Here is a 7,863-nt window from a genome sequence, read left to right as displayed (position 1 = left end):
GGACACAATGGGGGCGTGAGTGACGCCAGCCTGCCGCCCCTGCCCTCGTCCGACCGCCCCGAAGCCGCCGCCCGGCTGCGGGAAGCACTGCTCGGAGCCTCCTTCACCGCCGACGGACTGCTCGAACTGCTCGGCGCCCCCGCCTATACCGCGCTGGCCCGCAGCGAGACCGTCCCCGCCCTCCGGGCCACCCGCGGGGACACCCCGCTGGAGACGCTCGTACGGCTGTTCCTGCTTCAGCAGCCCGTGCCGCACGCCCGCGTGGCGGACGTACTGCCCGTCGGCACCTGTGTGGAGAGCGGGTGGCTGACGCGTGCCGGCGCGGACGAGGTCACCGCCACGGTGGACGTCCGGCCGTACGGCGGGCCGGACGGCGAGGACTGGTTCATCGTGTCCGACCTCGGCTGCGCGGTCGGCGGCGCCGGTGGCATCGGCAGCCGGGACGAGGGCGTGGTGCTCGGCGCCGGCGGTGCCTCCACGACCCTGGCCGGCATCACGGTCCGTACGCCCGTGGCCTCCGCGCTCGATCTCGGCACCGGCTCCGGCATCCAGGCGCTGCACGCCGCGCGGCACGCCACACGCGTGACCGCCACCGACGTGAACCCGCGTGCGCTGCACATCACCGCGCTCACCCTGGCCCTGTCGGGAGCCCCGGCCGCCGACCTGCGGGAGGGGTCGCTGTTCACGCCGGTCCGGGACGGCGAGAGGTACGACCTGATCGTGTCCAACCCGCCCTTCGTGATCTCGCCGGGAGCGCGGCTCACCTATCGCGACGGCGGGATGGGCGGGGACGATCTGTGCCGCACGATCGTTCAGGAGGCGGGGGAACGGCTGCGCGAGGGCGGGTTCGCGCAGTTCCTCGCCAACTGGCAGCACGTCGAAGGGGAGGACTGGCAGGACAGACTCGGTTCATGGGTGCCCCGAGGGTGCGACGCGTGGATCGTGCAGCGCGAGGTGCAGGACATCACGCAGTACGCCGAGCTGTGGCTGCGGGACGCGGGCGACCACCGTGGGGACCCGGCCGAGTACCGGGCGCGCTACGACGCGTGGCTGGACGAGTTCGAGGCCCGCAAGGTGAAGGCGGTCGGCTTCGGCTGGATCACCCTGCGCAAGTCGGGGGCCGCCGCGGAGTCGGTCACCGTGGAGGAGTGGCCGCACCCGGTCGAGCAGCCGCTCGGCGAGACGGTCCGGGCCCACTTCGACCGGCTCGACTACCTGCGTGCGCACGATGACGCGGCGCTGCTCGAGGCGCGCTTCCGGCTGGCCGCGGAGGTCGTGCAGGAGCAGGTCGGGCTGCCCGGCGCGGAGGACCCGGAGCATGTCGTCCTGCGGCAGAACCGGGGGATGCGCCGGGCCACCCGGGTGGACACGATCGGCGCGGGCTTCGCGGGTGTGTGCGACGGCACCATGAGCGCGGGCCGGATCCTGGACGCCATCGCCCAGCTCCTCGTCGAGGACCCCGTGCTGCTGCGCGACCGTACGCCGGCCCAGATCCGGCTGCTGGTGGAACAGGGCTTCCTGGAGCCGGCGGGCTGAGCCGGGCGTGTGTGCGGCGACCGGCGGTCCCAGGGGACACATCATCCTCAAGGGTCACATCCGTCACGTCGGTACCGGTCGTTCGCCGGCCACTTCCCCAGCGATCCGGAATTTCCTGAACGAGGCCGCCGGTCGCTTCCGGCCGAGTCGCGGCACCCCGTAGCCCTCACGTTCACCTCCGGTTCGCCGGTGCGCCGCCCAGGCGTGGCAGCGTCACGGCCGGGCCGGTACCGGCGGACGGAAAGCGGACGGAAAGAGGGACTCGGGCGATCATGGAGAGCGGACCGGCGGTCTTCGCGGGGATGGTGTTCTGCCTGTTCGGGGCCGCGTTGCTGGCCTGGACGGTGACCCGCGCCCGGCAGCACCGTCCGGTCGCCCAGGATGTGAGCCCCATCGCATCGATCACCGTCGCCGGAGTCGCCGCGGTGATCGCCCTGGCCCTCGGCGCATGGTGTTTCACCCGCCTGTGAGGGGTTCGGCGCCGGGGGCGCGCCCGGTAACCGGTAGGTCGCGCTCCGCATAAGGCCGGGCGCAGTCTGGACACTCCGGGCGGCAGGAACGGTGGTAGTCGGGTTACCGTTCGAGTGGCCGTTGCGGGCTTTTCCCGTTTGACACGGGGGCGGGATGTACCGTCACACTCCGCAGCGTCACCATGACCCGACCCGGGGGAGACCGCCTGGGGAGGCCCCCAGCGTCGACCGGAGAGAAGAGCGAAGTTGTCCCCGACCAGCGAGACCGCGAACGGCGGCCGCCGACTCGTCATCGTCGAGTCGCCTGCCAAGGCGAAGACGATCAAGGGCTATCTCGGCCCCGGCTACATCGTCGAGGCGAGCGTCGGGCACATTCGCGACCTTCCCAACGGTGCCGCGGAGGTGCCGGAGAAGTACACCGGCGAGGTCCGCCGACTCGGTGTGGACGTCGACCACGACTTCCAGCCGATCTATGTGGTCAACGCGGACAAGCGTGCCCAGGTCAAGAAGCTCAAGGACCTGCTCAAGGAGTCCGACGAACTTTTCCTCGCCACCGATGAGGACCGCGAGGGCGAGGCCATCGCGTGGCACCTGCAGGAAGTGCTGAAGCCGAAGATCCCGGTCAAGCGGATGGTCTTCCACGAGATCACCAAGGACGCGATCCGCGAGGCAGTCGCCAACCCGCGCGAGCTCAACCAGAAGCTGGTCGACGCCCAGGAGACCCGCCGCATCCTCGACCGTCTCTACGGCTACGAGGTCTCGCCGGTCCTGTGGAAGAAGGTCATGCCCCGGCTGTCCGCCGGCCGCGTGCAGTCCGTCGCCACCCGGCTCGTGGTGGAGCGGGAACGCGAGCGCAGGGCTTTCCGTTCTGCCGAGTACTGGGACCTGACGGGCACCTTCTCCCCCACCTCCGACTTCGCTCCGGCGGGGGGACCCCCATCGGGTCGCGCGGGTGACCGGTCGGACCCCTCGTCGCTGGTCGCCCGCCTGCAGACCGTCGACGGGCGGCGGGTCGCGCAGGGCCGCGACTTCGACTCCCTGGGACAGCTGAAGAGCGCGAGCACCCTCCACCTCGACGAGGCGAACGCCCGTGCGCTCGCCGCCGCGCTGGAGAACACGCGGTTCGCCGTGCGTTCCGTCGAGTCCAAGCCGTACCGCCGCTCGCCGTACGCCCCGTTCCGTACGACGACACTGCAGCAGGAGGCGAGCCGCAAGCTCGGCTTCGGCGCGAAGGCCACCATGCAGGTCGCGCAGAAGCTGTACGAGAACGGCTACATCACCTACATGCGTACGGACTCGACGACCCTGAGCGAGACGGCGGTCGCCGCCGCCCGCGCCCAGGTCACTCAGCTGTACGGCGCCGACTACCTGCCCCCGCAGCCGCGCACCTACGCGGGCAAGGTCAAGAACGCGCAGGAGGCGCACGAGGCGATCCGCCCCTCGGGGGACCGTTTCCGCACGCCCGCCGAGACCGGCCTGACCGGCGACCAGTTCAAGCTGTACGAGCTGATCTGGAAGCGGACCGTCGCCTCGCAGATGAAGGACGCCACCGGCAACTCCGTCACCGTGAAGATCGGCGGCGCGGCGGCCGACGGCCGGGACGTCGAGTTCAGCGCGTCCGGCAGGACGATCACCTTCCACGGCTTCCTGAAGGCGTACGTCGAAGGCGCCGACGACCCGAACGCCGAGCTCGACGACCGTGAGCGCAGGCTGCCGCAGGTCACCGAGGGCGACGCCCTGACCGCCGAGGAGATCGCGGTCGACGGGCACGCCACCAAGCCCCCGGCCCGCTACACCGAGGCGTCGCTGGTCAAGGAGCTGGAAGAGCGGGAGATCGGCCGCCCGTCGACGTACGCGTCGATCATCGGCACGATCCTCGACCGGGGCTACGTCTTCAAGAAGGGCACGGCCCTGGTGCCGTCCTTCCTCTCCTTCGCCGTGGTCAACCTGCTGGAGAAGCACTTCGGCCGGCTCGTCGACTACGACTTCACGGCCCGGATGGAGGACGACCTCGACCGCATCGCGCGGGGCGAGGCGCGCGCCGTCCCGTGGCTGAAGCGGTTCTACTTCGGTGAGGGCACGGACAACGGCGGCGCCGCCGAGGCGGGCAATGGCGACGGGGACCACCTCGGTGGTCTCAAGGAGCTGGTGACCGACCTGGGCGCGATCGACGCGCGCGAGGTGTCGTCGTTCCCGGTGGGCAGCGGCATCATGCTGCGCGTCGGGCGCTACGGCCCGTACATCGAGCGCGGCGAGAAGGACACCGAGGAGCACCAGCGCGCGGACATCCCGGACGACCTGGCGCCCGACGAGCTGACCGTCGAGCTCGCCGAGGAGCTGCTCGCCAAGCCGAGCGGCGACTTCGAGCTGGGTACCGACCCGGGGACCGGCCACGCGATCGTCGCCAAGGACGGCCGCTACGGCCCGTACGTCACGGAGATCCTGCCCGAGGGCACCCCGAAGACCGGAAAGAACGCGGTCAAGCCGCGCACGGCCTCCCTCTTCAAGTCGATGTCCCTGGACACGGTGACCCTCGACGAGGCGCTGAAGCTGATGTCGCTGCCCCGCGTGGTCGGCACGGACGCCGAGGGCCAGGAGATCACCGCCCAGAACGGCCGCTACGGGCCGTATCTGAAGAAGGGCACCGACTCTCGGTCGCTGCAGGCCGAGGAACAGCTCTTCACGATCACGCTGGAGGAGGCACTGGCGATCTACGCCCAGCCCAAGCAGCGTGGCCGGGCGGCGGCCAAGCCCCCGTTGAAGGAGCTGGGCACCGACCCGGTCAGTGAGAAGCCGGTCGTGGTGAAGGACGGCCGCTTCGGCCCGTACGTCACCGACGGGGAGACCAACGCGACACTGCGCTCCGGCGACAGCGTCGAGGAGATCACCCCGGAGCGCGGTTTCGAGCTGCTCGCCGAGAAGCGGGCGAAGGGCCCCGCCAAGAAGACCGCGAAGAAGGCCGTCAAGAAGACGGCGGCCAAGAAGGCGACCGCCGCGAAGAAGACGACGACCGCGAAGAAGACGACGACCGCGAAGAAGACGACGACCGCGAAGACGACGACGGCGAAGAAGACGACGACGGCGAAGAAGACCGCCGCCAAGAAGGCGACCGCCTCGAACGGGGCGGAGGACTGACCCGTCCCCGGTGACGGCGGGCATCTCCTCGGGTGACTCCGGGCTTTCCTCCGGTGCCACGGCCCGCCTCTCCGGCGGTGGAGACCGCTCATCCGGTCGCACCGGACGCCTGTGCGGTCGTACCGGCCGTTCCTCCGGTCGCCGGAGTCCTTCGCCCGGCGTTCGGAATGCGAACGCCCCGACAACACTTTGGTGTCGGGGCGTGGGCATGTCAGGCGCGTCGCGCCGGGCTGTCGGCCCGGGCCGATAGGCTGAACGCATGACGCGAGCCGACCAGCCAACGGCCCCTCGACCGGCCCCCGACGATGCCCTGGTCGCGGACTCCCGCGAGCGTGCCGTCCGCGCCCTGCTGCGCCGACCGCAGTTGAAACGGCTGTGGAGCGCGCAACTGGTGGGCGGGGTCGGTGACGTCCTCGCCCTCCTGGTGCTGGTTCTCCTCACCCTTCAGGCGGCAGTCGTCGAACAGTCGTTCGGTGGCGGCTACCGGGGTGTGGCGTTCGCAGTGGCGACCGTTTTCGGCGTGCGCGTCCTCGCGACGCTGCTGTTCGGCGCCGTACTCCTCGGCCCGCTCACGTCGCTCACCTCGCAGGACGGGCCGCTCGACCGCCGCTGGACCATGGTCGGCGCCGACGGCGTGCGGGCCGCGCTGCTCATCGTGGCGCCCCTGTGGATCGACTGGACACCCGAGAACGCGCCGGCCCTCCTGCTCGTCACCGCCTTCGTGACCGGAGTCGCCGAGCGCTTCTGGACGGTGTGCCGGGAGGGCGCCGCGCCCGCGCTGCTGCCCGCCCCGCCGCCGGAGGGCGCGACCGTCCGGCCGCTGCCCGACCACATGGACGCGCTGCGCCGCCTGTCGCTGCGTACGAGCTTCGTGGCGATACCGCTCGCGGCCGTCGCACTCGTCGTCGCGGCCCTCCTCAACAATCTGCTGGGTACGGGCATCGACTGGTTCGGCGAACACCAGGCCGCCCTCGCCTCCTATGTCGCGGCCGGACTCTTCGCCGCCTCGCTGTCCCTGGTCACCTTCCTGGAACTGCCGGGCACGCGCACCCCGCGCCCGCGGTCGCCGCTGGAGGGTCTGCGGCGCCCCAGGAGCGCGGCCGGCTCCGACAAGGGCCGCACCGGCGCGATGCCGCTGCTGGTGCTCGCGTCCGCTTCCGTCGCCGCCGCGGTGGCGGCCGCCGTCGCCGTGTCGGTGCTGCACGCCAAGGACCTCGGCGGCGGCCCCGTGCTCTACGGCCTGCTGGTGGGCGCGCTGTCCGGCGGTGTCGTCGTCGGCATCCGGACGGCGCCCGCCCTGCTGTCGGCCCTCTCACGGCGCCGGCTGCTCGCGCTCGCCCTGGCCTTCACCGGCGTCGCGCTGCTGGCCGCCGGACTCGTACCGGACGTCACCAGCGTCCTGCTGATCATGGTGCTGGCCGGGGTCGGCGCGGGCGTCGCCGCCAACACCGGGCACACCCTGCTCGACCAGGAGACCGAGGACCAGCGCCGGGTCCGTACCACCGAGCACCTGCACGCGGTGGTACGGGTCCTGGTGGCGCTCGGCGCGGTGACCGCCCCGCTGGTCGCCGCGGGCATCGGGCCGCACCGGCTGGAGAACGGCCGGTTCGTCTTCGCGCACGGCGGTGCCGCCTTCACACTGATGCTGGTCGGCGCGCTGCTGCTGCCGGTGGCCGCGCTGGTGCTCGCCAAGGTCGACGACCGTTCCGGGGTGCCGCTCCGTCAGGACCTGCGCGACGCGCTGCTCGGCGGCGACGACCCCGACCAGGCGCCCGCCGGCACCGGCTTCTTCATCGCCCTCGAGGGCGGCGACGGTGCCGGGAAGTCCACCCAGGCAGAGGCCCTCGCCGAGTGGATCCGCGCCAAGGGCCACGAGGTCGCCCTCACCCGCGAGCCCGGCGCGACCCCGGTCGGCAAGCGGCTGCGGTCCATCCTGCTGGACGTCTCCAGCGCCGGTCTCTCGCACCGCGCGGAGGCACTGCTGTACGCGGCGGACCGCGCCGAGCACATCGACACCGTCGTACGGCCCGCCCTGGAGCGCGGCGCGGTCGTCATCTCCGACCGGTACATCGACTCCTCCGTCGCCTACCAGGGCGCCGGACGCGATCTGTCGCCGACCGAGATCGCCCGCATCAACCGGTGGGCGACCGACGGACTGGTCCCGGACCTGACGGTGCTTCTGGACGTGGCGCCCGAGACCGCGCGGGAACGCTTCACCGAGGCACCGGACCGGCTGGAGTCGGAGCCCGCCGAGTTCCACGCGCGCGTGCGGGCCGGTTTCCTCACACTCGCCGCCGCCGATCCCGGCCGCTATCTCGTGGTCGACGCCGGTCAGGAGCCGGAGTCGGTCACCACGGCGATCCGGCGCCGGCTCGACCAGGTGCTGCCGCTGTCCGAGGCCGAGATCCGGGCTCGCGAGGAAGCCCGCCGCAAGGCCGAGGAGGAGGCCCGCCGCAAGGCGGAGGAGGAGGCGGCCCGCAAGGCCGAGGAGGAGCGCCTGGAGCGCGAGCGCCAGGAGCAGTTGGCGCGGCTGCGCGCCGAGGAGGAGGAGCGCAAGCAGCGCGAGCTGGAAGAGGCCCAGCGCCGCGAGGCGGAACGGCAGGCGGAGGAGGCCCGGCAGCGTGCTGAGGAGGCGCGCCGGCGTGCCGAGGAGGAGCGGCTGCGGCTGCTCGCCGAGGAGAAGGCGCGCGCCGAGGAGGAGGCCCGCCGCAAGGCCGAGGAG

At 72.1% G+C, this 7,863-nt stretch carries 4 protein-coding genes; all 4 read left to right on the top strand.

Annotated elements, in window-relative coordinates:
- Positions 1-15: 15 nt before the first annotated feature.
- Complete coding sequence (locus B9S61_RS16690) at positions 16-1,536, top strand: class I SAM-dependent methyltransferase (protein ID WP_103542976.1); 1,521 nt, start codon at positions 16-18, stop codon at positions 1,534-1,536.
- Between the two features lie 272 nt (positions 1,537-1,808).
- Entirely contained in the window at positions 1,809-2,006 is a 198-nt protein-coding gene (locus tag B9S61_RS16685) for a hypothetical protein (protein ID WP_103542975.1), read from the top strand.
- A gap of 246 nt (positions 2,007-2,252) precedes the next feature.
- On the top strand, positions 2,253-5,141 hold the full coding sequence (gene topA / locus B9S61_RS16680; RefSeq protein ID WP_103542974.1) for a type I DNA topoisomerase: 2,889 nt from the start codon (positions 2,253-2,255) through the stop codon (positions 5,139-5,141).
- 259 nt (positions 5,142-5,400) lie between these two features.
- Positions 5,401-7,863: dTMP kinase (gene tmk / locus B9S61_RS16675; RefSeq protein WP_103542977.1), on the top strand; the 2,463-nt coding region annotated here is incomplete at its 3' end.

The sequence above is a fragment of the Streptomyces sp. SM1 genome (genome assembly GCF_002910825.1).
Taxonomy (GTDB): domain Bacteria; phylum Actinomycetota; class Actinomycetes; order Streptomycetales; family Streptomycetaceae; genus Streptomyces; species Streptomyces okerensis.
Note: the sequence above shows the minus strand (reverse complement) of the source record. Positions and strands in the feature narration are given on the sequence as shown.

Coding starts and splice junctions, on each gene's coding strand:
- B9S61_RS16685 (WP_103542975.1), top strand. CDS start 1,809: ATGGAGAGCGGACCGGCGGTCTTCGCGGGGATGGTGTTCTGCCTGTTC.